We start from the raw sequence: 15,116 nt of genomic DNA, 5'->3' as shown, positions 1-15,116 counted from the left end.
AGCCCTAACCTCTCACACAGCGTGCCGTTCTCAACTGGGTGGCCCGCATTCGCGGGCCATGACAATGGAGTGTATTGAAAAATGCCTTAGACTATTTCGCATGGCCATTTTCGATTCCGACAACGAGAAAATCATCCAGCAACCGTTGCGCCCCAAGGATGCGGCGACGCTTGTGCTGGTGAAGCGCGATGGGGGTTCGCCGCGCGTGCTGATGGGGCTGCGCCCCGGCTCCATGGCGTTCATGGCGAACAAATACGTGTTTCCCGGCGGGCGGCTGGATCCCGGCGACCTGCGAATCCGCGTCGCCGCCGAACTTCGCCCCGAGGTCGCGGCGCGCACCGGCGTCGGGCCGGCGCGGGCGCGCGGGCTGGCGCTGGCGGCGATCCGCGAGACCTTCGAGGAAACCGGCATCCTGGTCGGCGAACGCGCCGAAAAAGTGCCGCGCACGCGCGCGCCGGCCTGGGCGAAATTCTTCGCACACAAGGTGATGCCCAGGCTCGACGTGCTGGAGATGATCGCGCGCGCGATCACGCCGCCCAACCGCACGCGCCGCTTCGATGCCCGCTTCTTCATGGCCGATGCGAGCGCCATCGCGCACCGGATCGATGCGTCCGGGAACGAAGAGTTGCTGACGCCGACCTGGCTGACGCTGGCGGAGGCGCGCGCGCTGGACATGCCGAGCATCACCCGCACGGTGCTGGACGAAGTCGAGGCGCGGATCGCCGGCGACACGGCGCGGCCGGTGCCGTTCTACCGCTTCGCGCGCGGCAAGCCGTCGCTGGTGCATGTTTGACCATCACAAAACAGAGCTACCCTTCCTCAAGGGGAGGGTAGGAAAGTGATTGGCGAACTCCACAAACGCCTCAGCCTGCTCGCCATCCTGTCGACCTGCGGCGCGTTCGCGGTCGGGATCGGGCTGACGCTGCCGCTGCTGTCGCTGATCCTGGAGCGGCAGGGCTATCCCGGCACGGTCAACGGATTGAACCTGGCGACGGCGGGCCTCGCCGCCTTCGTCATCACGCCGCAGGTGCCGCGACTGCTGCGGCGGTTCGGGACCGCGCCCTATCTGACCGCGTCGCTCATAGTATCGGCGGCGGCGCTGATCGGGCTCTATGCGGCGCCGTCACTGTGGCTGTGGTTTCCTCTGCGCTTCCTGTTGAGCCTCGGGCTGAACGGCTTGTTCGTCGCCTCCGAGTTCTGGATCAACCAACTCGCCGACGAGACCAATCGCGGGCGCTATGTCGCGCTCTACGGCATCGCGATCTCGGGCGGGTTCGGCGCGGGACCGGCGATCCTTTATGTCGTGGGCACGCAGGGCGTCGGTCCCTTCGCGGCCGGCGCCGCGATGCTGTGCCTCGCCATCGTGCCGGTGCTGATCGCGCGCAAGGAGGCGCCGCAACTGACGGAGGAGAAAAGCGGCGGCGTACGCGGCGCGCTGCGCACGGCGCCGGCGCTGCTATCGGCGGCGCTGGTGTTCGGGGCGCTGGATGCGGGGCTGTACGGCCTGTTCCCGGTCTATGCGGTGCGGTCCGGGTTCAGCGAGGCGCATGCCGCGCTGGCCGTGGCGGCGACCTCGCTGGGCAGCATGGTATTCCAGTATCCGCTGGGCATGCTGGCCGACCGCTTCGACCGCCGCGCCCTGCTGGCGGTGTGCGCCGCGTCGGGCATCGCCGGGGCGGCGCTGATGCCGTTCGCGATCGGCACGCCGGCCGCGACCTATGGGCTGCTGTTCGTGTGGGGCGGATTGGTCATGGGGGTCTACACGGTGGGGCTCACCTTGGTCGGCGAGCGCTTCAAGGGGCCGGAGCTGGCGGGGGCGAATGCCGCCTATGTGATGCTCTACGCGCTCGGGCTTTTGGCGGCGCCGCCGGTGGAGGGGGTGGCGCTGGACGCCTGGAATCCGACCGGGTTGATGGCGGCTTTGGCCGCGATCAGCCTGATTTATGTGGCTTTTCTTATGGTTAGACGGCGGCGCGGGGCTTGACTTCGCCGGCCCGCCGCCGTAATTCCCCGCCCTCTCGACGGTATTCAGGAGCCTCCCATGGCGAAGCCCACCACGGCCAAGATCAAGCTCAATTCGGGCGGCGGCACGGGATTCTATTACGTGACGAAGAAGAACACGCGCACGATGACCGAGAAGTTCAAGATCCGGAAATACGATCCGGTCCTGCGCAAGCACGTCGAGTTCAACGAAGGCAAGATCAAGTAACCGGCATGCTACGGGGGGCCGCTACGCGGCTACCTCAGCACGACGACTGCGCCCCGGCCTCATCCTGAGGCGCGAGCGCGGCGAGCCTCGAAGGAGGACGGCCCCTACGCCGCCGGCACGCTATCGCGGTCCGGTTCGCTGATCCGGATGTAATAGCCGTCGGGGTCCACGACCCTGAAATCGCGGGCGCCCCAAGGTTTTAGGCCTAACGGTTCGATGCTCAGCGTGCTCTCCCGGCGCGCCCGTTCGTACCACGCTTCCAACTCCTCGCCGGCGACATAGATAACGAATTCGAAGCCGATGCCTTTTGGCGCGGCAGGCGCGCGGCGCAGATGATGCCCGTCGGCCAGGCGGTCTATCAGTCCGAGGCCGATGATGACGGGACCGCTTTGCATGGCGGTATGCACCAACATCCGGCCCGCCAATTCGGCCTGCCGGGTCTCGTGCGCCTCGAAGCCCAGCACGCGTTTGTAGAAATCCTCCGCGACGGCGAGATCCGCCACGAACAATTCGATCTTCTGACCTATCGCCGGCATCGGCCTCTCCCGATCGAAACGACGTCACATCGGACACCAGGTTAGTGCAAGCTAAACCGAACTTGAGGTCAAGGCCCGGTCCGCAAGACGGTTCCTTGACAAGCCGTGGTGCGAAACGGAGCTTACCGCCCCAACACCCATGGATGCCATGCGGCGCGCCCTCGACAGACTGGCCAATGAGACGTTCGACCTGCTGATCGTCGGCGGCGGCGTGACGGGCGCCTGCGTGGCGCGCGACGCGGCGATGCGCGGCCTGAAGGTCGCGCTGGTCGAGAAGAACGATTTCGCCGGCGCGACCAGCGCCCACAATTCCAAGCTGGTGCATGGCGGGCTGCGCTATCTGCGCAATTTCGAGCTCGGGCTGGTGCGCGAGTCGCTGAAGGAGCGGCGCATCTGGCAGCGCATCGCGCCGCATCTGGTGCATCCCCTGCCCTTCCTGGTGCCGCTCTATGGCGGCGGGTTCAAGGCGCGCGCGACGCTGGGCGCGGGGCTGACGCTCTATGACGTGCTGTCGTTCGACAAGGGCTGGCTGAGCGATCCCGACCAGCGGCTGCCCAATCACGACTGGCTGAACGCGCGTGAGGCGCTGGCGGCGGAGCCGGTGCTGGACGGGCCGGGATTGACGGGCGCGTACCGCTATTACGACGCGCAGATGTATGCGCCGGAGCGACTGGCGCTGGAATGCCTGATCGAGGCGGACGGCGACGGCGCGGCGATCGCGAACTATGTCGCGGCGGAGAAAATTCTCCAGCGCGACGGCAAGGTCGAAGGCTGCACGGTGCGCGACGCGTTCGGCGGCGCAGCGTTCGACGTGCGCGCCGAGGCGACGCTGGTCGCGGCGGGGCCGTGGGCCGACATCTTCCTGGAACAGGCGCTGGGCAAGCCGGCGTCGCACAAGCTGTTGCGCTCCAAGGGCATCCATGTGCTGGTGCCGGCGATGACGAAGATCAATGCGCTGACCGTCGCGGCGGGCGGCGGACATTTCTTCGTGCTGCCTTGGCATGGGCATACGTTGCTCGGCACCACCGACACCGCGTTCCGCAGCGATCCCGGTTCGGTCGGCGTGAGCGAGAGCGACATCGAGGGCTTCTTCGCCTTCATCAACGAATATCTCCCGGGCGCGAAATTGAAGCGCGGTGAAGTCGAGCATTTCTACGCGGGGCTGCGCCCGCTGGTCGATGACGGTTCGGGCGATACCTATGGCGCGAGCCGCCGCGCCGAACTGGTCGATCACGGCGAAGGCGACGGGCTGGACGGCTTGTTCTCCGCCATCGGCGGCAAATGGACGACCTCGCGCGATTTGGCGCAGAACGTGGTCGATACCATCGTCGAGAAGCTGTCGCTGAAGACGGCCGAATGCGAGACCGACGAGGAGCCGACCGCCGGCGGCGATGTCGGGCGCTTCGCCGATTTCCTCTCGGCGCAGAAGAAAGAGCATGGCGACCTTCCGAGCATCGAGCATCTGGCGCGGATGTACGGCTCGCGCCTTCCCGACATGCTGGCGGAAGCGAACAACCGGCCGGAGCTGCGCGGCGCCATCGGCAAGGCCGGCGATATCGGGGCACAGGTGCTGTTCGCGGTGCGCGAGGAGATGGCGCTGACGCTGTCCGACGTCGTGATGCGGCGCACTTGCATGGGCCAGATCGGCGCCCCGCCCCGCGAGGCGCTCGAAGCGGCGGCGCGGATCATGGCCGGCGAACTGGGCTGGAGCGCGGAGCGGCAGGCGGCGGAGATCGCGGCGCTGGCGCCGTCCTTCGCCACGCACGAGGCGGCATGAGCGCGTTCGCCATCGTCAATCCGCACTCAGGCAACGGGCGCACCGGACGCGAGTGGAAGGAGATCGCGCGCGCGCTCGGCCCGCTCTATCCGCGGCTGGCGGTGGCGTTCAGCGAGGGGCGCGGCGACGCCATGGCGAAGGTGCGCCAGGCGCTGGCCGAGGGCCATGAGGAGATCGTCGCGGTCGGCGGCGACGGCACGATCAACGAGGCGGTCAACGGCATGTTCGACTGCGAGGGCGCGCTCGCGCCCGACGCGGTGTTCGCCTTCGTCACCAGCGGCACCGGCGGGGATTTCCGCAAGAGCTTCGGGATCGAGGCCGGCGCGCGGGCCGCGGTGGCGCGGCTGGCCAAGGCGCCGGTGCGCGCGGTCGATATCGGGCGCGTGTCGTGCCTGAGCGCCAGGGGTGAGCCGACCTCGCGCTATTTCATCAACATCGCCTCGTTCGGCATGTCGGGGCAGATCGTGCAGGCGGTGAACCGGGCGCGAATCGCCAAGCTGTTCGGCGGCTCCTTCGCCTTCGCGTTCCACAGCGTGCTGAGCATGCTGCGCTACCGCGACGCGCCGGTGCGCCTGATCGTCGACGGCAAGGACGACGCGAAGGCGGCGGTCTCCACCGTCGCGATCGCCAACGGGCAGTATTTCGGCGGCGGCATGCGCGTCGCGCCCGACGCCAAGCCCCGCGACGGGCTGTTCGACGTGGTGGTGATGGAGGCCGCACCCAGGGGCACGTCGCTGGCCAACATGAAGCTGATCTATAGCGGCGAGCATGTGCACCAGCCGCATGTGCGGGTGCTGCGCGGCACCCATGTCGTGGCGGCGCCGGTGGCCGAGACCGGCGGGCGGCCGGTGTGGATCGAGACCGACGGCGAAACGGCGGGGCGCCTGCCGGCGACGTTCGACATATTGCCGGGGGCGTTGAATTTGCGATGTTGAGCGTCCTCTTCCGCAGGATTGATCTTCCCAACTCCAAACCCGTCATGGCCGCCCCCGTGGCGGCCATCTATGATCACGAACGGCAGTTGTGTTCATGGATCGCCGGCACGAGGCCGGCGATGACGGTTAGGTATAAAGTGGGACCTGCCTGGGGCGCATCATGACCATCGAACGCGGCAAGATCCGCTGGAACGGCTGGGGCTGGACGGCGCATAAGGACGAACTCGCGGGGCGCGAGGAAGTCTGGAGCTGGCTCGCGGGCGAGCTTGGCATGCCGGCGCTGCTGGCGACACCGGCGCGGCCGCTCGACAGCATCGCGCTGGCGCCGTCGCGGCTGCCGGCGGTAGCGGCGGAGAAATTCGCCCGCGTGCTCGGCGCCGAACGCATCACGAGCGATCCGTTCGAACGCGGTTCCCATGCGCTCGGCAAGAGCTATCACGACCTGTTGCGCCTGCGCGCCGGCGAACTGTCGAGCGCGCCGGACGCGGTGCTTTATCCGCGCAGCGCCGAGGAGGTTCTCGGCGTGCTGCAGGCGGCGTCGGAACTCGGCGTCGCGGTGGTGCCGTTCGGCGGCGGCACCAGCGTGGTCGGCGGCGTGACGGCGGCGAAGGGCGCGTTCAAATCGGTGGTGACGCTCGACCTGACCGGCATGGACCGCATGATCGAGATCGATCCGGTCGCGATGACCGCGACGGTCGAGGCCGGCATCTACGGCCCGGCGCTGGAGAAGGCGCTGGCGGCCAAGGGCTTCACGCTGGGGCACTATCCGCAATCCTTCGAGTTTTCGACGCTGGGCGGCTGGATCGCGCATCGCGGCGCCGGCCAAAGTTCGAGCGGCTACGGCCGCAGCGAGACCTGGCTGGTCGGCGCGAAGCTGGCAACACCGCGCGGTGTGCTGACGGTCGGCGGCTTTCCGTCTTCGGCGGCGGGGCCGCAGCTTGTCGATCTCGCGTTAGGCTCGGAGGGCGCGTTCGGCGTGGTGACGGAGGCGACGGTGCGCATCCGCCCGGTGCCGGCCGCGCGCGACTATCGCGGCTATCTCTTCCGCGACTTCGCGGGCGGCGCGGCCGCGATCCGCGAGGCGGTGCAGGCCGGCCTCGCCTTCACGATGCTGCGGCTCTCCGATGCGGCGGAGACGCGGTTCTATCGCGCCTTCGGCGGCGTCGGGAAGAAGCGCGGGCTCTCCGACCGCATCGCGCAGATGGTGCTCGATTCACGCGGCTTCGACGACAAGGCCTGTGCCCTGATCGCCGGCTTCGAGGGCCCGCGCGGCGAAGTCGAGGCGGCGCGCAAGGCGTTCGATGCCATCGCCAAGCGCCATCGCGCGATGACGTTGGGCGAAGGCCAGGGCAAGCGCTGGCTGGCGGGACGGTTCCACGGGCCCTATCTGCGCGATCCGATGCTGGAGCGCGGCGCCGGCGTCGACACGCTGGAGACCGCGACGCGCTGGTCGAACATCGAGACGCTGCATGTCGCGGTGCGCGACGCGCTGGAGAAGGCGATCCGCGAGACCGCGCCGCGCGACGGCGCGCATGGCGTGGTGCAATGCCATATCAGCCATTCCTATCCCGACGGCGCGAGCCTCTATTTCACCTACATCTTCGCGCGCGCGCTGGAGAACGAGGTCGGGCAATGGCGCGCGATCAAGGCGGCGGCGTCGGACGCGATCCTCGCGCAGGGCGGCACGATCAGCCATCACCACGGCGTCGGCGAGGATCACCTGCCCTGGATCGCCAAGGAGAAAGGCGCGCTCGGGATCGACGTGCTGCGCGCGGTGAAGATGGCGCTGGACCCCAAGGGCGTGATGAATCCGGGGAAGCTGATTCCATCCTAGGGCCCCAGTCGGAAATTCGCGGGCCCAAAAAGGTTGTCATGGCCCGCGAATGCGGGCCACCCAGTTGATACCGCTCCGTGGCTGCAGGTTTCACCTGGGTCCGCCGCATTCGCGGCGGATGACACCAAGTGTCTGAACTGCACGGTCACGCCGGAACGGCGACGCCTTCTTTCACCGACGCCGCCGCGGCGGCGACCGCTTCGCGCGCCTTGGGGATCAGGCTGCGCATGCTGAAGAACCCGTGCACCATGCCGGGATAGTTCACATAGGTCACCGCCACGCCGGCGGCGTCGAGTTTGTCGGCATAGTCCCTGCCCTCGTCGCGCAAGGGATCGAAGCCAGCGGTCACGACATAGGCGGGCGGCAGGCCGCTCAGGTCGGTGCACAGCAAGGGCGAGAGACGCGGGTCGCTGCGATGCGCGGCGTCGGGCGCGTAGAGCCGCGTGAACCAGTCCATGCTGTCCTTCTCCAGGAAATAGCCCTTGGCGTTCTCGCGCATCGAGCGGGTCTCGGCATCGGCGCCGAGCTGGGTCACCGGATAGATCAGGAGCTGGAAGGCGATGCGCGGACCGCCCGCGATCTTGGCGAGCTGGCAGACCACGGCCGCGAGGTTGCCGCCGGCGCTGTCGCCGCTGACCGCGAGGCGGGTCGCGTCGATGCCGAACTCGGAGGCGTGCGCGGCGACGTAGCGCGTCGCGGCGAAGCTGTCGTCCACCGCCGCCGGAAAGGGATGTTCGGGCGCCAAGCGATAATCCACCGAGACGACGCGGCAGCCGCTGCCGTTCGCCAGGCAACGGGAAAGATCGTCATGGCTGTCGAGATCGCCGATCACGAAGCCGCCGCCATGATAGAACATCAAGCCGGGCAGCACGTCGGCGCTTTCGCCCAGCGGGGTGTAAACGCGCAGCGCGATCTCGCCGGCGGGGCCGGGGATAGTGCGGTTCTCGACGCGGCCGATCGGTGTCTCGCCGCCGCGGAAGACGCTGGCGCGCATCGCGGCGCGCGCCGCCTGCGGCCCGATCTCGTGCAGCTTGGGCAGCTTCAGCGCCGCCATCTGGTCGAGGATGTTGCGGACATGGACGTCGAGGGACATGGCGGATCTTCCCTTATGTCGATTGACGAAGCTTATCCCAGCATCGCCGCAATGGCCTTGACCGCGCTGGCGAGCGCCTCGCGCGCCTGGGGCACGATCGCCTGGAAATAGATGAAGTCGTGGACCATGTCGGCGAAATCGGCAATCTCGACCTTCACGCCGGCGGCGCGCAGCTTGTCGGCATATTGCATGCCCTCGTCGTGCAAGGGATCGTAGCCGCCGAGCATGACATAGGCGGGCGGCAGGCCCGACAGATCCTTGGCGCGCAGGGGTGAAATCCTGGGATCGCTAAGGTCGGCGCCGGCGGGAAGGTAGCTCGCATAGAACCAGTCGAGCGTTTCCTTTTCGAGGAAATAGCCGACGGCGAATTCGCGCATCGAGGCGGTCTCCTCGCCCACCTGCACGACGGGAAACAGCAGCATCTGGGCGGCGAGCTTGACGCCGCCCTTGGCCTTGGCGAGCTGGGCCACTTCGGCCGCCAGCGCGCCGCCGGCGCTGTCGCCGCCCACCGCGATGCGGTTGGCGTCGACGCCGATCTCGGCGGCGTTCTGCGCGATCCAGGCGACGACGGCGAAGGCATCGTCCAGCGCGGCGGGGAATTTGTGCTCCGGCGCGAGGCGGTAATCGACCGAGATCACGCGCAGGCCACCCTCGTTCGCCATGATGCGGCAGAGGCCGTCCACCACCTCGACGCTGCCGATGACGAAGCCGCCGCCGTGATAATAGACGAGCGTCGGCATCGCCTCCTTGCCCGCCGCGACCGGGGTATAGACACGCACGGGAATCGGGCCACCGGGGCCGGGCACCGTCAGGTTCTCGGTCTTGCCGACGGGCACGTCGCGCGGGCCCACCATCTGCATCATCGCGTACATCTGTTCGCGGCCGGCGACGGCGCCGATGTGCTGCAGCTTGGGCATGCTCGCGGCCTTCATCTGGTCGAGCAGGCCCTTGACGATGGGATCGAGCGGCATGGGTATCCGGGTGTTGGTTGGGACCGGGAGTGTGAGGGCAAGCGCGGGCGCGACGCAAGATGGGGTGAGCCTACCCTCCCTCAAGGGGAAGGTAGATTCAATGCAGCGTCACCGGGCTCAGCGGGTCCAGGCGGTTTTCGGCGATGTCGTCGAGCAGGACGCACAAGGTCTGCCAGAACTGCGCGCGGTCGCGGGCGCCTTCGGCCTCCAGGCACAGGACGGCGCGCCGCGCGTAGTCGCGCGCGTCGATGCCGTGCTCATCGACCAGGTCGGCCGCGATGCGGCACAGATCGTCGGCTGTCAGGAGGCTTGTCGCATGCATGGCGTCATCTCAGCAAAAAGACCTGAGCGCCACGTTAACGGGTCGCGCGCGCCGGGAAATACGCATTGTCTACGCACGTAGAAACACGTCCCGGAACCGTGTCGCGGGCTCGAAAGCGCTCAAAGCGGGGAAATTTCGCGAGACCGCTTCTAGGAAATCTCGATCACCTCCGGATCGGGCGCGGCGGCGAACAGCTTGTCGACCAGCACGCGGCGGCGGTCCATCGTGGCGCGCTGGTTGACATAGCCCTTGTCGGTGATCTCGTGGCCGTCCACCGAGGGCGGCTCGGCCATCAGGATGACGCGCCGGATGCGCGACGACGAGCCCGTCTGCTCGCGGTTATAGGCGGCGAACTTCTCCCGCACGAAGGCGCGGACCTTTTCGTCCTTCACGATCTCGGCCGGATCGGACTTGCCGCTGAGCGCGGCCGCCGCCGCGGCGACCGGCCAGGCGAGCAGGCCGACGAAGGGCTTGTCCTGCCCGCACACCACGCAATCGAAGATCAGCGGCGAAGCGGCGGCGACGGCGTGGGCGCGGAGCGTGCCGGCCGAGACCCAGGTGCCGCTGTCGAGCTTGAAATCCTCCGTCACGCGGCCGTCGAAGACCAGGCCCTGCGCCGGATCGCTCTCGTCGATGAACTTCGCGGCGTCGCCGAGGCTGTAGAAGCCTTCATCGTCGAACGCGGCGGCGGTCAGGTCGGGGCGCTTGTGATAGCCGGGCGTGACGGTCGGACCCTTCACCCGCACTTCGAGCTTGGTGCCGTTGGGCACGAGCTTCAGCGTGATGCCGGGCAGCGGCAGGCCGATCAGGCCGACGCGCTCGGTGATCCAGTGGACCACGGTCACGCCCTGCGTCTCCGTCGCGCCGTACATCGTCGTCATCGGGATGCGCTCGCCGGTCGAGGCGATGGCGAGCGCCTGGAAGCGCTCATAGATGTCCTGGCTCAGAGTCGCGCCGCCATAGCCGGCCATGCGCAGCTTCTTGAAGACGTGGTCGCGCAGGGTCTCGTCGCGCTCCATCGCGTCGCACAGCCAGCCGAAGGCGATCGGCGCGGTGCCGATGCCGAGCGGGGTGATGTCGCGCAGATTGCGGATCGTCTCGTCGAACAGGCCGGGGATCGGCTTGCCGGCGTCGAGATAGATCGTGCCGCCGGCATTGATCTGGTTGTTGAAGCCGATATTGCCGGCGCTGATATGGTTCCACGGCATCCATTCCAGGCTCTGCGGGATCTCGTCGGGATTGGGCGGCTCGGTGCGCAGCGCCTCCTGCGCCGCGATCACGGCGCACATCATGCCATGGGTCTGCACCACGCCCTTGGGCATGCCGGTCGAGCCGGAGGTGAAGAGATATTTCGCCGTCGTGCCGTGATGCAGCGCCTCCGTCGCCCGGGCGACGTCGGGCGAGGGGTTGGTGCGGATCAGGTCTTCGTAAGGTGTCGTCTCGCGGCCGGGAACCGGCATCGCGGTCACGACCTCGACACCGCCCAGCGGCAGCGCGGCCAGGGCGCGGGCGTAGAGCGGCCCCTGCTCGGCGAAGATCATCTTGGGCTCGGCGACGGCGAAGACGTGCTTGAGCTTGGAGTGATCGCCCGACATCAGCGAATAGGCGACCGAGACCGGCGCGATGGGAACGCCGGCGAACATCGCGCCCAGCATCATCGTGGCGTGCCGGATCGAGTTGCCCGACAGGATCATCAGCGGCGTGTCGGCATTCATGCCGCGGCTGAGCAGCGCCTGGGCGACGGCCTGGGCGCGTTCGTACATCTCGCCATAGGTGATAAAGCGCCAGTCGCCGGTCTTGCCGCCTTCGAGCGGCACCCGCTCGCCGATGAAGTTGCGCTCGGGATGCTTTTTCGCCCGGTCCGCGAACAGATGGGCGATGGAGCGGTGCATCGGCCCCAGCGCGTGAGTCTGCGCGATATACACCGTGCCATCGGGCATTTTGCGCAGATCGATCGCCGGCGGCTTCTGCGGCAGCGGCCGGAACGGCGGCAGGTCGGTGTTTTTCACCTGGATATTCATGGTCTTGCTCCCCGACGGCCCGAACTACACTTCGGGTCCGTGAATCATTATATTTCCCCGCAAGGACCGGTATAATTGCCGGTCTCCGGCGAGGTTTCATCCGCATGCGCGGCAAAAGCGTGTTGCTCATCATCGGCGGCGGGATCGCCGCCTACAAGTCCCTGCTGCTGATCCGCCTGCTGCAGAAGCGCGGCATCGGCGTGCGCGCGATCCTGACCAAGGCCGGGGCGGAGTTCGTCACCCCGCTTTCCGTTGGGTCACTTACCAAGGACAAGGTCTATCAGGACCTGTTCGACCTGACCGACGAGGCGGAGATGGGCCATATCGCGCTGTCGCGCTCGGCCGATCTGGTCGTGGTGGCGCCGGCGACAGCCGATTTGATCGCCAAGGCGGCGAACGGGCTGGCGAACGATCTGGCCTCCACGACGCTGCTGGCGACCAACAAGCCGGTGCTGATGGCGCCGGCGATGAACGTGCAGATGTGGCATCGCGCGGCGACGCAGCGGAACCTGGAGCGCCTCGCGGCGGACGGCGTGACTTTCGTCGGGCCCAATGACGGCGAGATGGCCGACGGCGAGACCGGCCTCGGCCGGCTGGCCGAACCGGAGGAGATCGCCGATGCGGTGGAACGCGCGCTCTCCGCGTCGCGCGCGCTGGATGGGTTCAAGGCGCTGGTGACGGCGGGGCCGACGCAGGAGCCGCTCGATCCGGTGCGCTTCATCGCCAACCGGTCGTCGGGCAAGCAGGGCTATGCCATCGCCGACGCGCTGGCGCGCGCGGGCGCCGAGGTCGCGCTGGTGTCGGGGCCGGTGGAGCTGGCGGCGCCGGCGGGCGTGAAGCTGCTCAAGGTCACGACCGCGCGCGAGATGCTGGCGGCCTGCGAGAGCGCCCTGCCCGCCGATGTCGCGGTGATGGCGGCCGCGGTCGCCGACTGGCGGCCGGAGGTCGTGGCGAACAGCAAGATCAAGAAGGAGAAGGACGCGGCGGCGCCGGCCATCCGGCTGGTCGAGAACCCGGACATCCTGGCGACGCTGTCGCGCCATGCGCGGCGGCCGCGACTGGTGATCGGCTTCGCGGCGGAGACCGACGACGTAATCAAGCACGCGATCGAGAAGCGGACGCGCAAGGGCTGCGACTGGATCGTGGCGAACGATGTGAGCCCGGCGACGGGGATCATGGGCGGCGACCGCAATACGGTGCATATCGTGACGGCGAACGGCGTCGAGGACTGGCCGGAGATGGCGAAGACCGATGTCGGCACGCGGCTGGCGGCGCGGATCGCGGATGCGCTGAAGGGGGCGGCGTGATGGCGCCCCCATTGGTTGCACGCCCCCTTACCTCTCCCGCTTGCGGGAGATGTCGAAAAATGCGTCAGCATTTTTCGGGTGAGGGGATGCCTGCCGCGAACGACCCCTCACCCGAAATTCGCTGCGCGAATTTCGACCTCCTGCTCCGCTTCGCTCCGCGTCCGCACGCTGTCGCTACGGACCCCGCGAAGCGGGAGAGGTTGTCGGAGCGAAATAACCGCTTATGAAAATCAATATCCTCCGCCTGCCCCATGCCCGCGACCTCGCTTTGCCCGCCTATGCCACGCAGGGCGCGGCGGGGTTGGATCTCGTCGCCGCCATTCCGGAAGACTACGAACTCGCCCCCGGCAAGCGCCTGCTCGTACCCACCGGCGTCGCCATCGAATTGCCGCCGGGCTTCGAGGCGCAGGTGCGGCCGCGCTCCGGCCTCGCGGCCAATCACGGCATCACCGTGCTCAACGCGCCGGGCACCGTCGATTCCGACTATCGCGGCGAACTCAAGGTCGTGCTGATCAATCTCGGCGAGGCGCCGTTCGCGATCTCGCGCGGCATGCGCATCGCGCAGATGGTGATCGCGCGGCACGAACATGTCGAACTCGTCGAGGCCACCGCGCTGTCCGACACCGCGCGTGGCGCCGGCGGGCACGGCTCCACCGGACTCCACACAGCGAAACAGACGTGACGATGCTGAAACTCTCGCGCAAGACCCTGCTGGCGCTCGAAGCGGTGATCGACATCGCGTTTAACGCGCGGCCCGAGCCGGTGCAGGCCAAGGAGATCACCGCCCGCCAGGGCGTGCCGCAGCGCTATCTCGAACAGGTGATGCAGCAGCTCGTGCGCGCCGGCGTGCTCAAGGGCGTGCGCGGGCCACGGGGCGGCTATCGCCTCGCAAGGGAGCGGCGGCGCATCTCGGTCGGCGACGTGGTGCGCGTGGCCGAAAGCCTGGAGGACGAGGACGCCGAGCCGATCGATCCGCGCTCCGAGCTCGGCATGCGGATCGTGGGGCCGCTGATCCAGACGCTGCAGGACGAGGTGATGGCGCGGCTGGACGCGATCTCGATCGAGGATCTGTGCCAGCGCGCGCGCACGGCCGGCGTGGATTGCGGCGGCGGGGCGACGGCGGATTTTACCATTTAGGAGAGCACGCATGGAACAAGGCAAGCCCGGGCGCGGCCGCATCTACGATTCGATCACAGAGACCATCGGCGATACGCCGCTGGTGCGGATGAACCGATTGCCGAAGGAGGCGGGCGTCAAGGCGGACATCCTCCTCAAGCTCGAATTCTTCAACCCGCTGTCGAGCGTGAAGGACCGCATCGGCGTCGGCATGATCGAAGCGCTTGAGAAACAGGGCCTCATCACGCCCGGCAAGTCGACGCTGGTCGAGCCGACCAGCGGCAATACCGGCATCGCGCTGGCCTTCACCGCCGCCGCCAAGGGCTACAAGCTGATCCTCGTCATGCCGGATTCGATGTCGCTGGAGCGGCGCAAGATGCTGAGCCTGCTCGGCGCGGAGATCGTGCTGACCGAGGCGGCCAAGGGCGGCATGCGCGCCGCCATCGCCAAGGCGCACGAGATCGTCGCGACGACGCCCGGCGCGGTGATGCCGCAGCAATTCGAAAATCCCGCCAACTCGGACATCCACGCCAAGACGACGGCGCTGGAGATCTGGAACGACACCAAGGGCGCGGTGGACGCGGTGATCAGCGGCGTCGGCACCGGCGGCACGATCACCGGCGTCGGCCATGTGCTGAAGGAGAAGAAGCCGGGCGTGCGGATGGTGGCGGTGGAGCCCGAGGACTCGCCGGTGCTGTCCGGCGGGCCGCCGGGGGCGCATCCGATCCAGGGCATCGGCGCGGGCTTCGTGCCGGCGATCCTCGACCGCAAAGTCATCGACGAGATCGTCACGATCTCCAACGAGACCGCGTTCGAGACCGCGCGCCGGGCGGCGCGGCTGGAAGGCATCGCGGTCGGCATCTCGTCGGGCGCGGCCATCGCCGCGGCGCTGGAAGTCGGCGCGCGGCCCGAAATGGCGGGCAAGACCATCGTGGTGATCATCCCGAGCTTCGCGGAACGCTATCTCTCGACGGCGCTGTTCGAGGGGCTGTAGC

At 68.0% G+C, this 15,116-nt stretch carries 15 protein-coding genes; 10 read left to right on the top strand and 5 right to left on the bottom strand.

What is annotated here, in order from left to right; genetic code table 11:
• Nucleotides 1-100 precede the first annotated feature (100 nt).
• Genes WDM86_05245 through rpmG form a run of 3 tightly spaced genes read left to right on the top strand, consistent with a single transcriptional unit; the run spans nt 101 to nt 2,209 of the window.
• Nucleotides 101-793 carry a hypothetical protein gene (locus WDM86_05245; GenBank protein MEI9989426.1) on the top strand — a complete coding sequence of 231 codons (693 nt, stop codon included), beginning with the start codon at nt 101-103 and terminating at the stop codon, nt 791-793.
• Nucleotides 794-838: 45 nt separating this feature from the next.
• A complete protein-coding gene (locus tag WDM86_05240) occupies nt 839-1,984 on the top strand; it encodes an MFS transporter (protein ID MEI9989425.1) in 1,146 nt (381 codons plus the stop codon).
• Nucleotides 1,985-2,041: 57 nt separating this feature from the next.
• Nucleotides 2,042-2,209: a 50S ribosomal protein L33 gene (gene rpmG / locus WDM86_05235; GenBank protein ID MEI9989424.1), complete on the top strand. Its 168-nt coding sequence runs from the start codon at nt 2,042-2,044 to the stop codon at nt 2,207-2,209.
• Between the two features lie 104 nt (nt 2,210-2,313).
• Here the strand turns inward: rpmG and WDM86_05230 are convergent, their stop codons facing one another.
• A complete protein-coding gene (locus tag WDM86_05230) occupies nt 2,314-2,712 on the bottom strand; it encodes a VOC family protein (GenBank protein MEI9989423.1) in 399 nt (132 codons plus the stop codon).
• A gap of 181 nt (nt 2,713-2,893) precedes the next feature.
• Here WDM86_05230 and WDM86_05225 point away from each other — a divergent pair, with 181 nt between their 5' ends.
• The 3 genes from WDM86_05225 to WDM86_05215 all read left to right on the top strand — a co-directional run bounded on the left by WDM86_05225 (nt 2,894) and on the right by WDM86_05215 (nt 7,291).
• Nucleotides 2,894-4,522 carry a glycerol-3-phosphate dehydrogenase/oxidase gene (locus tag WDM86_05225; protein ID MEI9989422.1) on the top strand — a complete coding sequence of 543 codons (1,629 nt, stop codon included), beginning with the start codon at nt 2,894-2,896 and terminating at the stop codon, nt 4,520-4,522.
• Complete coding sequence (locus WDM86_05220; GenBank protein MEI9989421.1) at nt 4,519-5,457, top strand: diacylglycerol kinase family protein; 939 nt, start codon at nt 4,519-4,521, stop codon at nt 5,455-5,457. Before WDM86_05225 ends, WDM86_05220 begins: the two co-directional genes overlap by 4 nt.
• A 160-nt stretch (nt 5,458-5,617) precedes the next feature.
• Entirely contained in the window at nt 5,618-7,291 is a 1,674-nt protein-coding gene (locus tag WDM86_05215) for an FAD-binding oxidoreductase (GenBank protein MEI9989420.1), read from the top strand.
• 145 nt (nt 7,292-7,436) lie between these two features.
• Here the strand turns inward: WDM86_05215 and WDM86_05210 are convergent, their stop codons facing one another.
• The 4 genes from WDM86_05210 to WDM86_05195 form a co-directional block, all read right to left on the bottom strand.
• Complete coding sequence (locus WDM86_05210; protein MEI9989419.1) at nt 7,437-8,384, bottom strand: alpha/beta hydrolase; 948 nt, start codon at nt 8,382-8,384, stop codon at nt 7,437-7,439.
• 32 nt (nt 8,385-8,416) lie between these two features.
• Nucleotides 8,417-9,355 (bottom strand): alpha/beta hydrolase, encoded by a 939-nt coding sequence (locus tag WDM86_05205; protein ID MEI9989418.1) that lies wholly within the window; start codon nt 9,353-9,355, stop codon nt 8,417-8,419.
• Nucleotides 9,356-9,452: 97 nt separating this feature from the next.
• Entirely contained in the window at nt 9,453-9,677 is a 225-nt protein-coding gene (locus WDM86_05200) for a hypothetical protein (protein ID MEI9989417.1), read from the bottom strand.
• A 149-nt stretch (nt 9,678-9,826) separates the two neighbouring features.
• A complete protein-coding gene (locus WDM86_05195; protein ID MEI9989416.1) occupies nt 9,827-11,698 on the bottom strand; it encodes an AMP-binding protein in 1,872 nt (623 codons plus the stop codon).
• 104 nt (nt 11,699-11,802) lie between these two features.
• On the opposite strand from WDM86_05195, the gene coaBC reads away from it, so the two are divergent.
• From coaBC to cysK, 4 genes are all read left to right on the top strand, one after another.
• Complete coding sequence (coaBC, locus tag WDM86_05190; protein MEI9989415.1) at nt 11,803-13,005, top strand: bifunctional phosphopantothenoylcysteine decarboxylase/phosphopantothenate--cysteine ligase CoaBC; 1,203 nt, start codon at nt 11,803-11,805, stop codon at nt 13,003-13,005.
• 223 nt (nt 13,006-13,228) lie between these two features.
• The gene (dut, locus tag WDM86_05185) at nt 13,229-13,687 is read left to right on the top strand and encodes a dUTP diphosphatase (GenBank protein ID MEI9989414.1); all 459 of its coding nucleotides are present in this window, start codon (nt 13,229-13,231) and stop codon (nt 13,685-13,687) included.
• 2 nt (nt 13,688-13,689) lie between these two features.
• Nucleotides 13,690-14,142: an Rrf2 family transcriptional regulator gene (locus tag WDM86_05180; protein MEI9989413.1), complete on the top strand. Its 453-nt coding sequence runs from the start codon at nt 13,690-13,692 to the stop codon at nt 14,140-14,142.
• Nucleotides 14,143-14,152: 10 nt separating this feature from the next.
• Nucleotides 14,153-15,115 carry a cysteine synthase A gene (gene cysK / locus WDM86_05175; GenBank protein ID MEI9989412.1) on the top strand — a complete coding sequence of 321 codons (963 nt, stop codon included), beginning with the start codon at nt 14,153-14,155 and terminating at the stop codon, nt 15,113-15,115.
• Nucleotide 15,116 lies beyond the last annotated feature (1 nt).

The sequence above is a fragment of the Rhizomicrobium sp. genome (genome assembly GCA_037200045.1).
In the GTDB taxonomy this organism is placed as follows: domain Bacteria; phylum Pseudomonadota; class Alphaproteobacteria; order Micropepsales; family Micropepsaceae; genus Rhizomicrobium.
The sequence above is the reverse complement of the archived record's forward strand: the minus strand, read 5'-3'. Positions and strand labels throughout refer to the sequence as shown.